Source organism: Mesorhizobium sp. SARCC-RB16n (genome assembly GCF_008520305.1).
GTDB lineage: Bacteria > Pseudomonadota > Alphaproteobacteria > Rhizobiales > Rhizobiaceae > Mesorhizobium.
In genome coordinates this window covers 1-15,371 of the sequence record NZ_ML703295.1, presented here as the reverse complement: position 1 = coordinate 15,371, position 15,371 = coordinate 1, and the positions used below count along the sequence as shown (strand labels likewise).

Annotated in this window: 20 protein-coding genes; 12 read left to right on the top strand and 8 right to left on the bottom strand. The window is 65.1% G+C overall.

Annotation, left to right across the window (positions count from 1 at the left end; all coding sequences use genetic code 11):
* Positions 1-47: 47 nt before the first annotated feature.
* Positions 48-1,049 (bottom strand): NADP-dependent oxidoreductase, encoded by a 1,002-nt coding sequence (locus C7I87_RS30435; RefSeq protein ID WP_149907674.1) that lies wholly within the window; start codon positions 1,047-1,049, stop codon positions 48-50.
* A 142-nt stretch (positions 1,050-1,191) separates the two neighbouring features.
* Here C7I87_RS30435 and C7I87_RS30430 point away from each other — a divergent pair, with 142 nt between their 5' ends.
* The 5 genes from C7I87_RS30430 (at position 1,192) to C7I87_RS30410 (ending at position 5,836) form a co-directional block, all read left to right on the top strand.
* Complete coding sequence (locus C7I87_RS30430) at positions 1,192-1,833, top strand: TetR/AcrR family transcriptional regulator (RefSeq protein WP_149907673.1); 642 nt, start codon at positions 1,192-1,194, stop codon at positions 1,831-1,833.
* 446 nt (positions 1,834-2,279) lie between these two features.
* Complete coding sequence (locus C7I87_RS30425; protein WP_149907672.1) at positions 2,280-2,585, top strand: hypothetical protein; 306 nt, start codon at positions 2,280-2,282, stop codon at positions 2,583-2,585.
* Positions 2,586-2,705: 120 nt separating this feature from the next.
* Positions 2,706-3,203 (top strand): DUF2306 domain-containing protein, encoded by a 498-nt coding sequence (locus C7I87_RS30420; protein ID WP_149907671.1) that lies wholly within the window; start codon positions 2,706-2,708, stop codon positions 3,201-3,203.
* A 177-nt stretch (positions 3,204-3,380) separates the two neighbouring features.
* Positions 3,381-5,402, top strand: a complete 2,022-nt coding sequence (locus tag C7I87_RS30415) for an acyltransferase family protein (protein WP_149907670.1) — start codon at positions 3,381-3,383, stop codon at positions 5,400-5,402.
* 134 nt (positions 5,403-5,536) lie between these two features.
* Entirely contained in the window at positions 5,537-5,836 is a 300-nt protein-coding gene (locus C7I87_RS30410; protein ID WP_149907669.1) for a hypothetical protein, read from the top strand.
* 58 nt (positions 5,837-5,894) lie between these two features.
* On the opposite strand, the gene C7I87_RS30405 is transcribed toward C7I87_RS30410, so the two are convergent.
* The 3 genes from C7I87_RS30405 to C7I87_RS30395 are packed head-to-tail and all read right to left on the bottom strand — an operon-like array spanning position 5,895 to position 7,435.
* Positions 5,895-6,488, bottom strand: a complete 594-nt coding sequence (locus C7I87_RS30405; RefSeq protein WP_149907668.1) for a DUF6456 domain-containing protein — start codon at positions 6,486-6,488, stop codon at positions 5,895-5,897.
* On the bottom strand, positions 6,394-6,852 hold the full coding sequence (locus C7I87_RS30400) for a hypothetical protein (protein ID WP_149907667.1): 459 nt from the start codon (positions 6,850-6,852) through the stop codon (positions 6,394-6,396). The genes C7I87_RS30405 and C7I87_RS30400 overlap by 95 nt, the downstream gene beginning before the upstream one ends.
* Positions 6,773-7,435 (bottom strand): YdaU family protein, encoded by a 663-nt coding sequence (locus tag C7I87_RS30395; RefSeq protein ID WP_149907666.1) that lies wholly within the window; start codon positions 7,433-7,435, stop codon positions 6,773-6,775. The genes C7I87_RS30400 and C7I87_RS30395 overlap by 80 nt, the downstream gene beginning before the upstream one ends.
* Before the next feature lie 92 nt (positions 7,436-7,527).
* Between C7I87_RS30395 and C7I87_RS30390 the strand changes: the two genes are divergently transcribed.
* On the top strand, positions 7,528-7,809 hold the full coding sequence (locus tag C7I87_RS30390; RefSeq protein ID WP_149907665.1) for a DUF982 domain-containing protein: 282 nt from the start codon (positions 7,528-7,530) through the stop codon (positions 7,807-7,809).
* A gap of 99 nt (positions 7,810-7,908) precedes the next feature.
* Positions 7,909-8,217 (top strand): DUF982 domain-containing protein, encoded by a 309-nt coding sequence (locus C7I87_RS30385; RefSeq protein ID WP_373424797.1) that lies wholly within the window; start codon positions 7,909-7,911, stop codon positions 8,215-8,217.
* Positions 8,218-8,303: 86 nt separating this feature from the next.
* Here C7I87_RS30385 and C7I87_RS30380 read toward each other — a convergent pair whose 3' ends face one another.
* Positions 8,304-8,945, bottom strand: coding sequence for a GcrA family cell cycle regulator (locus C7I87_RS30380; protein ID WP_149907663.1), 642 nt, complete (start codon positions 8,943-8,945; stop codon positions 8,304-8,306).
* Positions 8,946-9,531: 586 nt separating this feature from the next.
* On the opposite strand from C7I87_RS30380, the gene C7I87_RS30370 reads away from it, so the two are divergent.
* The 3 genes from C7I87_RS30370 to C7I87_RS30360 all read left to right on the top strand — a co-directional run bounded on the left by C7I87_RS30370 (position 9,532) and on the right by C7I87_RS30360 (position 10,924).
* Entirely contained in the window at positions 9,532-10,227 is a 696-nt protein-coding gene (locus tag C7I87_RS30370) for an XRE family transcriptional regulator (protein WP_188394057.1), read from the top strand.
* 98 nt (positions 10,228-10,325) lie between these two features.
* Entirely contained in the window at positions 10,326-10,616 is a 291-nt protein-coding gene (locus C7I87_RS30365; RefSeq protein WP_149907660.1) for a ribbon-helix-helix domain-containing protein, read from the top strand.
* Complete coding sequence (locus C7I87_RS30360) at positions 10,613-10,924, top strand: type II toxin-antitoxin system RelE/ParE family toxin (RefSeq protein ID WP_149907659.1); 312 nt, start codon at positions 10,613-10,615, stop codon at positions 10,922-10,924. Before C7I87_RS30365 ends, C7I87_RS30360 begins: the two co-directional genes overlap by 4 nt.
* Positions 10,925-10,946: 22 nt before the next feature.
* Here the strand turns inward: C7I87_RS30360 and C7I87_RS30355 are convergent, their stop codons facing one another.
* The gene (locus C7I87_RS30355) at positions 10,947-11,249 is read right to left on the bottom strand and encodes a hypothetical protein (protein WP_149907658.1); all 303 of its coding nucleotides are present in this window, start codon (positions 11,247-11,249) and stop codon (positions 10,947-10,949) included.
* Between the two features lie 181 nt (positions 11,250-11,430).
* On the opposite strand from C7I87_RS30355, the gene C7I87_RS30350 reads away from it, so the two are divergent.
* Together C7I87_RS30350 and C7I87_RS30345 are read left to right on the top strand one after the other, a co-directional pair.
* Positions 11,431-11,793 carry a hypothetical protein gene (locus C7I87_RS30350; RefSeq protein WP_149907657.1) on the top strand — a complete coding sequence of 121 codons (363 nt, stop codon included), beginning with the start codon at positions 11,431-11,433 and terminating at the stop codon, positions 11,791-11,793.
* A gap of 130 nt (positions 11,794-11,923) precedes the next feature.
* Positions 11,924-12,499, top strand: a complete 576-nt coding sequence (locus C7I87_RS30345; protein WP_246696459.1) for a flagellar basal body-associated protein FliL — start codon at positions 11,924-11,926, stop codon at positions 12,497-12,499.
* Between the two features lie 44 nt (positions 12,500-12,543).
* Here the strand turns inward: C7I87_RS30345 and C7I87_RS30340 are convergent, their stop codons facing one another.
* Together C7I87_RS30340 and C7I87_RS30335 are read right to left on the bottom strand one after the other, a co-directional pair.
* Positions 12,544-13,560 (bottom strand): ABC transporter permease, encoded by a 1,017-nt coding sequence (locus tag C7I87_RS30340; protein ID WP_149907656.1) that lies wholly within the window; start codon positions 13,558-13,560, stop codon positions 12,544-12,546.
* Positions 13,557-15,209: a sugar ABC transporter ATP-binding protein gene (locus C7I87_RS30335; RefSeq protein WP_246696458.1), complete on the bottom strand. Its 1,653-nt coding sequence runs from the start codon at positions 15,207-15,209 to the stop codon at positions 13,557-13,559. Before C7I87_RS30335 ends, C7I87_RS30340 begins: the two co-directional genes overlap by 4 nt.
* Between the last annotated feature and the right edge of the window lie 162 nt (positions 15,210-15,371).

The following is a 15,371-nucleotide window of genomic DNA, read 5'->3' as shown; positions in this document are numbered from 1 at the left end:
TTACAGCAGGTCGGGCGAATCCTATTCGCCGCGACTCCCGGCCATCTCTATCTGACCCTCACGACCACCTTGCCCTTGGCACGCCCCGTTTCGACATAGGCCAAGGCCTCATTGGTCTGTTCGAACGGAAAAGTCCGGTCCATGACCGGCCGTATGACGCCGGTTTCGATGAGCGACGTGATCTGGCCCAGCTGGTCGCCTTGCGCCCACATGAACAGGAAGGAATAGTCGACACCGGCGCGTTTGGCCCTGCGGCGTATGCCCAGACTGAGGAACCGCAACACCAGCTTCAGCACGATGTTCAGGCCTTGCTTCCTGGCGAACTCGGGATCCGGCGGACCGGAAATGGAAATCAGCTTCCCGCCCGGCTTCAGCACGCCGAGCGATTTTTCGAGCGTCTTGGCATCCTGGCTGTTCAGGACGACGTCATAGCCCTGCAGGACCTTCTCGAAATCGTCCTTGCGATAATCGACGACGACATCGGCACCGAGACTTTTCATCAAATCCGTACTCGCCGCGCTCGCCGTTGTCGCAACCGTCGCGCCGAGATGCTTCGCCAGTTGGATGGCAAACGTGCCCACCCCGCCGGAGCCAGCTTGGATGAAGACCTTCTGGCCTTTCCTCAGCCCCACCCTTTCGACCAGCACCTGCCAGGCGGTCAGGCCGACCAGCGGAATGGAGGCGGCCTCCTCCATGCTGAGGTTTTTCGGCTTCAAGGCCACGTCGGCCTCATCCATGGCGATGATTTCGGCGAATGTCCCGATCCGGCCATCGCGCGGCCGTGCATAGACTTCGTCGCCGGCTTTGAACTTGCGGACCTTCGATCCGGCCCGCACGACGATGCCGGCCACGTCGTGACCCAGGATGAAGGGTGGGCGATAGGGCAGCACGGGTTTGAACTCCCCGTCTCGGACTTTGGAATCCAGAAGGTTCACGCCGGCGGCGTGGACCTCGACCAGCACATCATTGTCCCGCAATTCCGGTTCTGGCATGTCGGCGAGCCGCAGCGCGCCCTTCTTCTGATATTTGTCGACGACGAAGGCTTTCATCCTGCTTGCTCTTCCACGATTGCAGTCTTTCCAGAATGCGCTTTCCGAACCCGACATGGCTAGCTTTCTGCCATGGATTGAATTATGTTCGTAATATCAGATTATGATCATAATGCAATAGAGGCAAGGGAAGGAAAAATCCATGCGTTACGACAAGGGTCGGAAGGACGCATCGCGCAACCGCATCATGGATGTGGCCACGCAACGGTTCCGGGGCGACGGCATCGCCGCCTCGGGACTGGCAAGCATCATGAGCGACGCCGGGCTGACCAACGGCGCCTTCTATCCGCACTTTCCCTCCAAGGCGGCGCTCGTCCGGGAATGCGTGGCGGCGGCGCTGGAAGGCCAGTCAGGCCAGATCGCGCAGGCGCTGGCCTCCGGCGGGCTGGCAACGGCCATAGACGCCTATCTGTCGGCGCAGCACCGCGACAATCCAGGCATGGGCTGCGCTTCCGCCGCCCTGTTGCCGGAAATCGCGCGGGAGCAGCCGGAAACGCGGCAACTCTACACCGAGCGCTTGATGACTTTGGTGCGGCAGGTGTCAGCCGCTCTCCCGCCGCATACCAGCAACCCGGAGGCCGCGGCATTCGGCATCTTCGCAGCGCTCATCGGCACGCTTCAACTGGCCCGCGCGGTGGAGGGCACGGAACTGTCGGATCGCATCCTGGCGGCCGGAGCGGATGCGGCCCGGTCGTTGGCGCAGCCACGCGGGGGGCGACGAAGCGTCTTAGGAGGATTGGACGGCAACGTGTTGGCCAGACCCGGGCCGCCGGACAGCAACTGAGACCGGCATAACCATGGCTGCAAAAACAGACATCGAACGCTGAAACTTTCCGCGAAGCCGCCCTCGTTGCTGAGCAATCGCCTTCGGGCGATGACAAGACCCTCCAATCAATGCCTCGCCGGCTCGCCGGCGGGCTTTTTGCGGCGCCGCCATGTCCGCCCCCCGGAACCATCCGCAAATCGCGAAGTTGTCCAAACGGCCGGAAGCCTGGCCAACCAACCCTAGAGGCACGCCGCGACTGGCGGCGGCCAGAGAAGGCAGGCCAATTCAAGAAAAATTGCTGGGACGCGCCGGATTAGATTCTAGTTTCGCAAAGCTTTCGAGACTTACCGGAATTGCTTGCGGCAATTTCGACCTGAAAATCTGGAACTTCCGAGCAAAGTTTTTCGTTAGAAAGCTTGATCGTTGCTTCGACGGTCACAAGGCAACAGGGAAGGACCCAAATCATGAACATCAAGATGATCTGTCTTGGCGCGATGGCGCTTTCAATGGCCGCCGGTTCGGCTCTCGCGGGAAGTAGCACGGGAACATCCGCTCTCGATGATCCTGCCAAGATGAAGCCGTTCTACACGGACTCCGGCATGAAGACGATGGTCGGCAAAGACGCCTTCGTGACAGCCTGGAAGGCGCTGACGCCCGAAGACCAGGCGGCGATGAGAACCGCCTGCGCCGACGAGGCCAAGAACGCCAACCCGACCAACACGCATCCGGAATTCTGCAGCAGCGTGAAATTGAATGGCGGCGGCAGCTGACACAGCGCCGCGGCCATGGAGACAGCCCCGCTCGCGGGGCTGTTTTTTTGACTGCCGCCGCCTTGCCGCCCCTGCGCACCTTCGGTCATATTCGCCGGCATCGCCCACAGGATGACACCGATGTCGCTCGCCCCGCTTTTGCATGCCTCGCTGCTCATCCAGTTGCATGCGCTGGCGGCGATCGCTTCGCTCCTGCTCGGCGGCGTGCAGCTCTGGCGCACCAAGGGCGACCGGCTGCACCGGGCGCTCGGCCGCGTCTGGGTGAGCCTGATGGCGGTCGTCGCCCTGTCGAGCTTCTTCATCTGGACGATCCGGCTGTGGGGACCGTTCAGCCCGATCCATCTTCTGTCGCTGTTCGTGCTGGTGATGCTATGGCGGGGCATTGAGATGGCGCACCGCGGCAACGTCGCCGCCCACCGCCGCATCATGCAAGGCACCTACATATTCGGGCTGGTCATCACCGGGCTTCTGACCTTCATTCCAGGGCGGACCATGTATTTCGTCGCCTTCGGCCCGCAAGGCGCGACACCGCTGAAACTGGCAGTGTTTGCCGCCCTGGTCGTAGCGGCGGCAGCAGCAGCCCTCCATGCCGCGCGCGGCGCGAGGCCAGCAGGCTGAGTGATTCCTCAGTGGCCGGCCTGTTTTCTGAGCCGGTCGGACCTGTTCCAGCCCGGCCCGTCCTTGTTCTGGCCATGTTGCACTGCGAAAGATTTGTTGCATTGCGATAGCGGGCCGTTCGGCCGAGATTGGCAAGAGCTGGACCTTGGGGGGCTGGGCTTGCACCAAGGAGGCCTCGTGGCGGCATCGTTTCGGCCTGATATACAGGGCTTGCGCGCGCTGGCGGTCGGCGGCGTCGTCGCCTATCATTTCGGCCTCACCGCGCTGCCCGGCGGCTTTGCCGGCGTCGATATCTTCTTCGTCATTTCCGGCTGGCTGATCACGACGCATCTGATGCAGGAGATCACCGAGACCGGCCGGCTCGATCTCTGGCGCTTCTATGCCAGGCGCGCCAGGCGCCTCCTGCCGGCCGCCATCTTCGTCATCCTGGCCACGCTTGCCGCAGGCACCCTCATCATGGCGCCGCAGGAACAGGCGCTCTATTCGCGCGGCGCCATGTATGCAGCGGCCTACACGATCAATCTGTGGCTGCTGCGCTGGTCGTTCGACTATTTCGCCGCCGATGCCTTGAGCAACCCCTTCATCCACTTCTGGTCGCTGTCGGTGGAGGAGCAGTTCTATCTCGTCTGGCCGGCATTGCTTGTCTTCGCCGCCTGGCTGCATCAGGGCCGGCGCATGACGGTGGCCGTGATCGGGATCGTCGGCCTCGCCTCCTTCGCCGCCTGCCTGTGGCTCACCAGCCTCTCGCCGGCCTGGGCCTTCTACTTCTCGCCGCTGCGCGCCTGGGAGTTCGCCGCCGGCGGCCTAGCGACGTTTGCCGCGCCCGCTCTGTGGCGGCGTCAGTCGTGGCTGCGGGCGGCACAGGGGTGGCTAGGCCTGGTGCTGATCGCCGTCGCCTATCTCGCCCTGAGCGAAGACCTGCCCTTCCCCGGCTGGTACGCGCTGCTGCCTGTTGCCGGCACCGTGCTGGTTCTCCTGAGCGGTGCCGGCGAGCAGGGCGACGCCCCGGGCGTGACCCGTTGGCGGGCCCTGGCGCCCGCCAGGATGCTCTCGCTGGCGCCCTTGCAATGGGTCGGCACGCTCTCCTATTCGCTCTATCTCTGGCACTGGCCCATCATCGTCTATGCCGGCATGCTGGAGCCGGACCTCGGCGTGGCGCAGCGCCTCGGCTGCGCCGTGCTGGCGCTGGTCTTGTCGGTGGCCACCTACCGGCTGATCGAGAACCCGGCACGGCGCGGCGACTGGCTGGCGGCGGCCGCGCGCGCCTTTCGCTTCAATGCGGGTGCAAAACCGCTTCGGCTTTTCCCCGGGCTTGCCCTCGCCCCGGCCTTTGTGCTGACCGCGGCCGGCGTGGCGGCGGCCTACGCCAACGCGCATCTGGCGACGCGCAACATCGACCCCACACAGCGCGGCATCGAAGAGGCCGCCGAACAGCCTTCCATCGCGCGCGCCGTCGACAAGAACTGCCTGCTCGACTTCCACACGGTGAAACCGAAACCTTGCACCTTCGGGCCGGCCGACGCCGCCCACACCATCGTGCTGTTCGGCGATTCGCATGCCGACCACTGGTCGACGCCGCTGGTCGAGGCGGCAAAACGCAACGACACCAAAGTGGTCACCTATCTCAAATCCTCATGCCGCGCCTCGCGGCTGTCTACCTTCAACACCGTGCTCAAGCGCGACTACACCGAGTGCGACGCCTGGCGCGAACAGGCGATTTCAGACATTATCCGCCGCAAGCCGCGCCTGGTCGTGATCTCGGAATTCTCGATCGGCAATCTGACGCGCGACATGCCCGCCGCAAGCCGCCAGGCCGAGACCGCGCGCTGGCAGGCCGGCCTGCGCTCCACCTTGCAGGCCTTCAGCAAGGCCGGCGTGGAAGCCGCCGTCATCCGCGACACGCCGATCAGCAACAGCTTCGCGGACGCCTGCGTTGCCCGCGCGCTGTGGTGGCGCGAGGCACCGTCGCTGTGCGACACGCCGAGGGCCGAGGCCGCCAACGACAGAGTCGCCGTCGCCGAGCGCGCGGTGGTGAAAAGCGTGCCCGACACGCTCTATGTCGATCTCACCGACCGTTTCTGCGGCCCGACCGAATGCCATGTCTTCATCGGCGGCAAACTCGCCTTCCGCGACCGGCATCATCTGGCGACGGGGTTTGCCGAGACGCTGGAAGCACCGCTGGAAAAGGCGCTGTTTTAGGGGAATGGGTATCCCGCAAGTCCAAGGGCGGCCTGTACATTTCGCCGCCCGGCATCCGCGTGATCCTGCGAATCCATGGAACGAGACCGCGTCTCAGGGGTTATATTAGACCAACCTGGAAAAAGGAGGCGGCTATGAAGAAGCTCCTGCTTGTTTCGGTTATCGCCATTGCTTCGGCGGCGGCGATGATCGCCCCCGCTGACGCCCGCAGCCACGTCTTTATCGGCATCGGCGGCTATGACAACTATTACGGCAACGACTATTACGACAATTATGGGGACTATGGCGGTCGCTATGTCTATAGCCCCTACGACGTCTATGACAACGGTTACAGGCCGCGGTATTTCCACCGGGACCACCGTTGCCACATCGAAGTGATCAATCACTGGCGTCATCATCACCGGATCGTAGAGGAAGTCCGCGTCTGCGGGTGATCCGATGGTGTGAAACTGATCCGGCCGGCATAGCCGGCCGGTGACAATGCGCCGTCCCCTACCGCCCCATCATCATGCCATAGTGCACGGCCAGCAAATCCAGCCCCACCTTCAGCAGCTTCGTCACCACATCGCGCCCTTCGCCATTCTGCTCGGCCACGGTCTTCACCGGCTGTTCCAGGCACACGACTTTCTGCACGATTGCCGCCACGTCCCAATGCCCGAGCGCCCGCGTCGCGGCGGCATGCGCGCGGCCGGCGTTGAGCACGCTGTCGGCGATGCCGCCGCCGGTGCGGCCGCCGTCGACGCGCTCCGTCCAGCGCATCGGCTTGATATCGGCCCGCTGGCTGCACTGGAAATGCCCGCGGTAGCGCAGGCCGGCCTCGCGCTGCTGGCGCGACAGCGAGGTGATGCCGACCAGCGGATCGACATTGCGCACCCGCACGATGCCGCCGGTGGAGGTATGGCCGTCATTCGACACCTCGTAGACGCGCCGCGCCTCCGCCGTGCCCGATGTCAGCCGCTTGCGGCCGAAGGCATCGTCCTTCAGCGCGAAATCATGGCCGACCTCGCGGCGGATGCGCACCTGCTCGGCCTCGCCCTTCGGCAGTTTCGGTGCCTGCGGCCTGGCGGCTTTGGTTTTCTTGGGCATGGGTGGCTCCTCTTGGTTGTGTTCGGGTGATGGCCTTGCAGGACCTGGGTTCCTCGCCTCCGTGGAGCGGGGGCGAGGAAGCGATGCTGGCGCCGCGCCGTGCCAGCAGCTCGCGCATCACCCGCCGCTCGCGCACTTCGATGCAAAGCTGCGCGCTCGAAGGGCAGAACTGCGCGTTGCCGCTCCTCACCTCGCCGCGCACGAAGCGCTGGATGGCGGCCTGCAGGTCGGCCAGCTCGGCATCGCTGACGGCGCCGAGATAGCCGCGCAGCTGCATCTCGACATCAGTCAGGGCGGATTGCGGGAAGCAGGAGAACATTGCCGCCAGCGCCTTCGTCGCCTGCTGTAGTTCGGCCGTGGTCATATCCGCGGATCTCCTCGATGATGGTGTTGGCGGCGTCGCCGTGGGTTATCGGCCTTGTCCAGCCCGGCGGTTTCTTGGGCCGGCCCGGGCCGTGCGATCCCGAAGCCGGCTCACGGCCCCCAATCGGAATTCCCTGTCTTTCGCGCGCCTCGCGCGCTGAAAAAGCGGAAGCTTTTTCCATCTGGTTTCTGGAATCTGGAGAATGCCGCGTCAAACCATCGGCATTTGCCCGGGCATGTGCCTTTGTTTTCAAGGCGGTGGCGGCACCGCCGCGCGCGCCGGCAGCCGCCCTCGCCTCGCTCTTGAGCTGCGCCTTGCGCAGCTCCTTCGTCAGCCTCTTGTGGCCGATCTCGCCGGCCTCGCGCTCGAAGAAGGCCAGCAGTTCGGCGCTGATCGCCCGCCAACGTTTCAACGGCAGGCGCGCCACGCGCGCCAGCCTGGCGTCATCGTCGGGCAAGCTGCCGCCAGCGTTCCACATTGCCATCAGCAGCAGCATGTAGGCGCCGATCTGCTCGGTCGAGAGCTGCAGTGTGTCGCCGACGAAATCGGACACGTAGAGCTGCATGAAGGGCCGTTCGCTCATGCCGCGCTCCACGCTGTGTGTCCAGTCGAGCTAATGGAACCAGCCGCCGGTCCGGACGTTATGACGCGTCCATGCCTAGGGGAGGATTGCCCATGACGGCTTTCATGCCGGTGACGCTGCGTTTCTGCGACAACAAGACCATGCTGGTCGGCTCGGTGGCCGATGCCGCGACAGCGCTTCGTCACCAGTGGCCCGACAAGACCGCGCCGGCCTATCTCGAGGCGGCACGGCTCGTCCGGCTCGCGGTCGAGGGCACTTGCTGCCCGCGCCCCGCCTTCGAGGCCTTTCGCGAGGCGGCCAGGCAACAAGGCGTATTGGTGGCCAAGCCAAGAAGCCGCGCGCATGAATGGCTCGACGCCGCGGCGAGCCCCTGACGCCGGTTCGGCGGCGATGCAACCGAGCGCCGGCCTTGTGCGTTTATGAGCGTCGGCTTGAGGGCCGCGCCTGGACCGAAGGTGAACGCCGTGGGTACGATGAAAACCGGAGTGCCGCTCAAAGTGTCCCTGGACGGACATGTCGAGGAGATCGAGACCGTCAGCGACGCCGCCGATTTCCTGCAGCGCTGGCCGATCGAGCGGCGCGGCCACGTCTATCGCAGCGCGCTCAACGCTTGCAGCGCCGCAATCGCGGCGCAGATATCGCAATCCGATGCGATGAAAGTGTTCACCGGTTTTGCCCGCGTTGCCGGCATCCTGGTTGCCGGCGGCGGCCCGGCGACGATGTTGGAGCAACGGACGGTGCAGAGCCGCATGCCCAAACAGGGCCGCCAGATGCCGAAATAGCGGCGCGGCGCGATAGCTGTTCAACGTAATTCTCCAATGTCTCGCGGAGCGTCTTTCTCCCCGTAAATGGGCGATGGGACCAGGCTTCACCCGGCCTCGCAGACACGGCGCTGGAAGCGCGCCTGATGGTAAGTGCAGTAGCTTTTCATCGCCCTGGTGCGCATGCCGCAGCACAGCATGTCCTGACCCGGCCGCCCGCCGGGCGCACCATCTTGAGGATCGTCCTCCTGCGTCAGGTCGAGCGGCGCGCGACAGCGGTTGAACAGGCAATCGATGAAGCGCATGGCCACGCCATGCGGCTGCCGGCCGATGGGACCGCGCGGCGGCGCGGGTGCCTTGAAACGGTAGGTTTGCCCGTCGGCGATCAGCACGCCCGCCTCGCGCCGGAAAAGCCGTGGTCGGACGGGCGAAGGAGCCCGCTTCGGCCGCATGGCGGGTTTGGCCGCCGGTGGGGCGGGGCCGGCGCCGGCACGACTGGTTGAGGGTTCCGCCTTGGCGGCGCGGCTCGCTGCCTTGGCCACCGTCGTGCGCGCCGCCGGCCGGCCCTTGCCATTGGCAAAGCCGATCGCGCCCAGCATGGCGTTGCGGTGGACGATGCCGATAATAGCGTTGCGCGATACACGCGCGCCGCGCTGTGCGCTGAACGCCGCCGCGATCCTCGAGGCCGAAAGCCCGTCCTTCAGCCAGGCGGCGATCGCCTGCAACTCGCTGTCGCTGTAGCTTGCCATGTCGTCTCCATTGCGCGGCCAGCGGCCGCCGCGCACGGCGCCGTCAGGCAAGCGTCGGGTTTTGCCCGCAGCTGCCATGAGCGCTGCCGGGGCTGGTCCGGCCTGTCGGCCGCTGGGATTGCCTGTGGAAGAGGGCTGCTTTCAGCCCCGCCGATCGATCGGCGCGGCGAGGCGCGCAAGCCGCGCCTGCGCCATGTTCCTGTCGGGGGCGGACACCGCCCTGCCCGTCGTCGGCTCGTCAGGGATGACGGTACCGTCCTGCGTGCGGATCAAGGAACAACCCGTGGCCGGGTCGAATGGGGGGCCGGAGCCGCGGGGAGCGGCGGCTCCGGCCGTTCCGGCCGCCGGTAATTGGCGGACCGGACGCGAAGCCGAGGCACCAAGGCAATCGGCTTCGCGCATCGCCCTGGCCGAGGAGGAGGCGGCCGGGGCGGAAGGGAAAGGGCAGCCCGGCAAGGCCGGGCTGGAGGCGCTGTCGACTCTGAGGGGATTGAGCTTTTGCATGAAGCGATATAAGCATAACTCAAAAATTGATGCAAGCCATTCTTTCATGGACGAAAGCGGAGCTTGTTGGTCACATGAGGCCATGGTGAAAACGCAACTGTCGATCAGGGTCGGGGCCGCGATCCGCCAGGCACGCAAGCAGCGCGGCCTGGTCATGCGCCACATCGCCGAGCACAACGACACCGATGTCGCCGCCGTCGGCAACTGGGAAACCGGGCGCAACCTGCCCAAGACCGAGAACCTGTTGAAGACCGCCGCCTTCCTGCGTGTCGACCCCGTGGCGCTCGGCAAGGGCGAGGTCGTCTTCCTCGATGATGCCGGCCCGGTGGCGGACGCCGAGATCGTCACCGATGCCGGCCCCCTGCCGGCCGGAGCGATGGATATTCCGGTGCTGGGCGCCGCCGTCGGCGGCGATGACGGCGACTTCACCTTCAATGGCGAGCCGGCAGGATACGTGCAGCGTCCGCCGGGAGTCCGCAACCTGCCGAAAGTGTTCGCGCTGCACGTGCTGTCGGATTCCATGGTGCCGCGCTATGAACCCGGCGACATGATCTATTGCGGCGGCCGCGATGCGGTACCGGGCGACCATGTGGTGATCGAGACCTTTCCGGAAGAGAACGAGAAGAACGGCAAGGCTTTCATCAAGAAGCTGGTCCGGCGCACGGCGGGCGAGTTGGTGGTCGAGCAGTACAATCCGCGCAAGACGCTGACCTTCAACCGCTACGCCATCAAGCAAGTCTGGCGCGTCATCCCGCTGAAGGAACTGCTGGGGTATTAGGGGCCCCTCATGTGCCACGCCACCACCATCCCACTAGCGGCAGTTTGCGCAAAGGTGTATGATTAAGTCACATATCAGAATTTGCTCAGGAAACGACTATGCGCAGCACCCAACCCCTGACCATCACCTTGCCGCTTGAAATGGCGCGGATGGTGAAGGACAAGGTTTCATCAGGCGAGTACGCTACTGAAAGCGAAGTTATCCGCGATGGCCTGAGAACTCTCGCCGCGCGCGACGCCGCGGTCGATCGCTGGTTGCGGGAAGAGGTTGCACCAACGATGGACGCGCTGCAGAAGGATCCTTCGCTCGTTGCGCCTCTCGAGGAAGTGCGCAGGCGACTGCACGGCCGCATTGACGCGCTCGTGGGCAAGCCTTCCCGCAAGGCATGACGTACAGGGTTGTCTTCAGCAAGGCCGCGGAGAACGATCTGACGGATTTGCTGTCCTATCTGATCCCCCAGGCAGGCGAGCGGATTGCGCGAATCTACATTGATCGCCTGATCGACTATTGTGCGGAATTTGACATTTTTCCTGAGCGCGGCGCACGCCACGATGACATTAGACCGGGCCTGCGTACCGTGGGCTATCGCCGGCGGGCCACGATAGCATTCAGCGTCAAGGATAAGACCGTGACGATCTTGCGAGTCTTTCATGGCGGACGAGACATTGTCCTCTTCGACGAAGACGACGTTACCTGACGGCCCTGCCAGCCAGCGCCCCTCAAGCCCGCCTCGATCCCTCCAGCGGCACTTCGCGGTCGTTCAGCATCCGCGCTTCCGAGCGCACGCGCTGGCGCTCGTCGATGAACGCGGCCTGGATCGAGATCGCGGTGCCCGGCAGCCCGTCGGCACGGCAGGCCGAGCAGACGATGCGGCCCGACAATGCAGCCAGCGGCGTGTTTCCGTTCACCCCGAAGCGTCTCAACTGGTCCGGCCGCCACCACCTGTTGCGGCCGCAATCGGCGCACTCGACCGACAGCGAGGCCACCTGCGCGATCACTGCTTCCCTGCCCGGCAACGCCATCACCCCTCCCTCCTTTTGTTCCTGATTTGTTCGTATCTTCCCGTGTTTTGAAGCAGGAGTCGAGTCGCAGTTTCCAAACCCCTCCAAAAGTCTCTCTTTTATGCATATTTGAGTTATGCTTATATATAACTTACAAATATGAGTCGGCGCGGAATTGGACGCGCCAGATCCGGGAGCAAGAATGGATGCCGCCGATTTCGCCCGCGCCTGCGGTTACACCGGCGACAGTCCCGCTTTGCTCGAAGCCTTCGAGGCGATCCGCCGCAACGGCATCGCTGAGGCCCGCCTGGATCATTTCAGGCGCAAGGCCGTCATCGACGAATTGAAGCAGTCGGAGCTGCTGTTCCTGGCCGCGATCGGCCCGGCGCTGTCGGCGCACGAAGCCGTCGAGGATGCCGCCGGCTTCATCGCCGGCTGGCGCAATATGCCGCGCTGGCGCCAGGAACGGCGCCTGCCCGATCTCGCTAGGGCCAGGCAGCAGCTTCTCATGGCCCGTTTCTTCCGCCGCTACGGGCATGGTTTGTGGGCAAGGCAAGCGGCTTAAGGCGCGGCGGTGCCGACCCGCCCCGGCTTTTCCAGCGATGATGCCGCGCATCATGGCTGCCCTGATTCCGTCGGAATGATGCGCTGATTGGATGGTCTTGGAAATCGCCGAGCGTCGGAAGGACCTCAACATGAAACGCCTTGTTCTCGCTGCCCTGTGGGTGATGGCGCTCGCTTTGTCCGCACATGCCCGCGACACCACGACTGGGCTTGCCGACGCGACCGTGCTGATTGTGCGCCACGGCGAGAAGCCCCACGGCGGCCCCGGCCTGTCGACCGAGGGCCAAGCCCGCGCACAAGCCTATGTCGCCTATTTCCAACCCTTCATGCTCGACGGCGCGCCGTTCCGGCCCGATGTGCTGGTGGCCAGCGCCGATTCCAAGAACAGCGCGCGCGAGCGGCTGACGCTAACGCCGCTCAGCGAGGCTTTGAAACTACCCATCGACCAGCGCTTCGCCGACCGGGAAGTCCAGAACCTCGTCGCAGCGCTGTCGACCGAAAGCCACGGCAAGTCGATCCTGATCGCCTGGCATCACGGCCAGTTGGGCAAGCTGATCAAGGCCTTCGGCGCCGACCCCAAGGCGCTGCTGCCGAGCGGCGAATGGCCCGGCGATGTCTTCAACTGGGTAGTGGTGCTACGCTTCGACCACGCCGGGCAGTTGGTGCCAGGATCGGCGCGGATCGTGGAGGAGAAGCTGGGCGGCTGAGACCGGGTTTTCCCTTCTCCCAGAAGAGGAGGAGGAAGGGACGCTCACCGCCTCACCCGCGATTTCAGCCACCGGTCGAACGCTACCGCCAGGATCAGGATCAGCCCGATGACGATGCTTTGCGTGTAGGACGAGACGTTGTTGAACTGCAGCCCGTTCTGCAGCACGCCGATCAGGGCCGCGCCCACCACCGTGCCGCCCACTGAGCCGATGCCGCCGAACAGCGAGGTGCCGCCGATGACGACGGCCGAGATGACGGTCAACTCGTAGCCGATGCCGGCGACCGCTTCGGAAGAATTCAGCCGCGCCGACAGCACGAAGGCGGCGAGCCCGGCGAAGAAGCCGACGATGACGTAGACCGAGACCAGGATGCGGTCGACGCGCAGGCCTGACAGTCGTGCCGCTTCCGCATTGCCGCCGACGGCATAAACGGCGCGGCCATAGCGGGTGTAGCGCAGCACGATGTGGCACAGGATAGCGGCGATGGCGAAGATCAGCGCCGGCACCGGCACCGGGCCGATCAGCCCCGTGCCGAACCAGCGCATCGAGGCATCGAAGCCCGAGATCGGGCCGCCATTGGAGATGGTCAGCGTCAGCCCGCGAAACACCGTCAGCCCGCCCAGCGTGACGACGAAGGGCGGCACTTTCAGCCTTGTGATCGCGAACCCCTGCACGCTGCCGGCGAGCGAACCGACCACGACGGCGGCCAGCAGCGCCGCGAACCAGCCATAGCCCTGTGTGCCTGACGTCGACAGCGACAGCGTGTTGGCGGTTCCGCCCTTGGCGACGACGGCCGCCACCATGCCGCAGAAGGCGAGCAGCGAACCGACCGAAAGATCGATGCCGGCGGTGAGGATGACGAAGGTCATGCCGAGCGCGATCAGCCCGGTGATCGAGATCTGGCGCGTGATGTTGAACAGGTTGATCGGGTCGATGAAGCTCGGCTTCAGCACAGTGAAGACGACGACCAGAGCGGCCAGGAACAGCAGCGGCCCGAAGCTCATCAAAAGCCGCGCGATCGTCACGCCGCCGCGCGGGTTCTGTTCCTCGGCGATGCTCATCGTGCCTGCCCTTCCGCGTGCTGTCCCGCCGCGTCCTGTCCTGGCGTATCCTGCCTGTCGAGCGCCATCAGTTCCATCAGCTTTTCCTCGTTTGCCTCGACGCCCGGCATCTGACCGGTGATGCGGCCCCGGCGCATGGTGACGATGCGGTCCGACACGGCCAGCACCTCGGGCAGTTCGGACGAGATCATCATCACCGCGATGCCACGCGCCGCCAATTGCACCAGGATCTGGTGCACCTCCGCCTTGGCGCCGACATCGACGCCGCGCGTCGGTTCGTCGACGATCAGCACTTTGGGATCGCGCGCCAGCCAGCGCGCCAGGATCACCTTTTGCTGGTTGCCGCCTGACAGGCCCTCGATCGCCTGCTCGGCCGAAGCCATGCGGATCGAGAGCATCTTCCTGAACCCAGACAGCGCGTCGCGTTCGCGCCGCTCGGCCATGAAGCCGAGACCGTTGCTGAAGCGCCCGAGCGAGGCGACGGAGAAATTCGGCAGGATGCCGAGTGCGGCGAAGATCGCCTGGTGCTTGCGATCCTCCGGCACCAGGCCGATGCCGAGCGCGATGGCGTCGGCCGGCGATGCCGGTGCTATTCGTTTGCCGTCGAGTGCGATCGTTCCCGCCGCGATGCGGTCGGCGCCGAAAATGGCGCGCGCCAGTTCCGTGCGGCCCGAACCGACAAGCCCGGCGACGCCGAGGATCTCGCCCGCCTTGAGGTCGATGTCGACACCGTCGAGTACGATGGCATGCGGCGCCTCGGGGTCGCGCACGGTGCGCAAGCCGCGCACGGAAAGCACGACATCGCCGGCCACCGCGCGCTGCGCCGGCCGCGCGTAAAGTTCGGAGGCGGCGCGTCCGACCATCTTTTCGATGATGGCGGGCAGCTTGATCGGCCCGCCCTGACGCTCGAGATGCCCCGCCAGCCTGCCGTCGCGCAACACCGTCATGCGGTCGCAGATGGCGGATGCCTCTTCCAGCCGGTGGGTGACGAACATGATCGCGACATGATCCTTGCGCAGCCGGTCCATGATCGACAGCAGCCGTTGCACCTCGGTCTCGGTCAGCGCCGAGGTCGGCTCGTCCATGATGATCAGCCGGCTTTTCAGCGACAGCGCACGGGCGATCTCGACCAGCTGCTGCTCGGCCACCGACAGCGCCGACACCGGCGTCATCGGATCGATGGAGAGACCGACGCGGGCAATGATGGCGCGGGAATCCTGTTCCATCTTGCGCCAGCTCACCAGCCCGAGCGGTCCGGTCGGCGCACGGCCGATGAAAATGTTCTCCGCCACCGTCAGCGTCGGGATCAGGCTGAGTTCCTGGTAGATGGTGACGATGCCGAGCCGCTTGGCGTCCTGCGGGCTCGCCGGCCGGTAGTCGGCGCCGTCGAAGGTGATGCGGCCGCCGGAAGGTGGCATCACACCGGACAGGATTTTCAGAAGCGTCGACTTGCCGGCGCCGTTTTCGCCGAGCAAGCCGAGGATTTCGCCGGGACGGACATCGAGCGAGACATCGCTCAGCGCGGTGACACCGGCGAAATGCTTGGTGACGCTTTCGACGGCGAGCAGGATGGGGGATGCGGCTTCAGCTGGAGACAAGGATCGCTCCCCAATAACGATCGGCGGCGGGACAGCGCCCCCCTCTGTCATGCCGGACATCTCCCCCACGAGGGGGGAGATCGGCAGCTTTGGCGCTCCGCCGCTCCATCAGACGTTGGAAATTGGCGAAAGCGGGCGAATGCTTAATCTCCCCCCTCGTGGGGGAGATGTCCGGCAGGACAGAGGGGGGCGCTGTCCCGCCAACCTCTAATC